We start from the raw sequence: 633 nt of genomic DNA, 5'->3' as shown, positions 1-633 counted from the left end.
CACCTTTTCGGCGGCCTGGCGCGCGCGATCCCTGTCCCCCGCGATCAGACTCATCGTGGCAACGTTGATCGCGCTGTATAGACCGCCGTGGCGCGCGTCGTTTGCCGCGTACCGCAGAGCCGACGCGCGCGCAAAAGCCCGGCGTCGCGCCCCCGACGAAGCCAAGGCGACATCTTTTAGAAGGCGCGCACCAAGCGTCGCGGCCTCCGCATCGTCCGGATCGCCACCCAGGCGCCAGCGGGCATATTCAAGCCGCGCAAAATCGGTCGCTCCGGATCGCGCCAGACAGAGAACCGCGGCATGCGCAATTGCTGGAGAAACGCCATCGCGCTCGATGCGTCGATAGGCCAGGTCATACGCAGCAAGATGCTCGCCGCGACGGATCAGCGCGGCGAGACGAGCATCCTCAACTCCTGCATCACGCAATGGCGGCAGCGGTCTTACTGACCCCCACCGTTTTCAATCTTGGGATCGAGGCCGATTTTTTGGCCGTGGCTATCGACGAACATCAAGCTATATTCATACACGCCAAGCCGTGCACATTGGAAAACCAAGCGAAATTTCGTCTTCGGGGCAGCAACATCCCCGACACTGTTATCAAGCCAGCTATAGCTGGAGAAATTTATACTGTAG

Annotated in this window: 2 protein-coding genes; both read right to left on the bottom strand. The window is 60.7% G+C overall.

The features are described 5' to 3' along the window. A partial coding sequence (locus AACY52_RS29175; RefSeq protein WP_339561197.1) for a hypothetical protein occupies positions 1 to 426 on the bottom strand: 426 nt, incomplete at its 3' end. Between the two features lie 14 nt (positions 427 to 440). Continuing rightward, positions 441 to 633: hypothetical protein (locus AACY52_RS29170; protein WP_339561196.1), on the bottom strand; the 193-nt coding region annotated here is incomplete at its 5' end.

Origin of the sequence: Pseudomonas sp. EA_65y_Pfl1_P113, assembly GCF_963970525.1 — a bacterium.
In the GTDB taxonomy this organism is placed as follows: Bacteria; Pseudomonadota; Gammaproteobacteria; order Pseudomonadales; family Pseudomonadaceae; genus Aquipseudomonas; species Aquipseudomonas tritici.
This window is presented reverse-complemented; position numbering and strand designations above follow the sequence as displayed.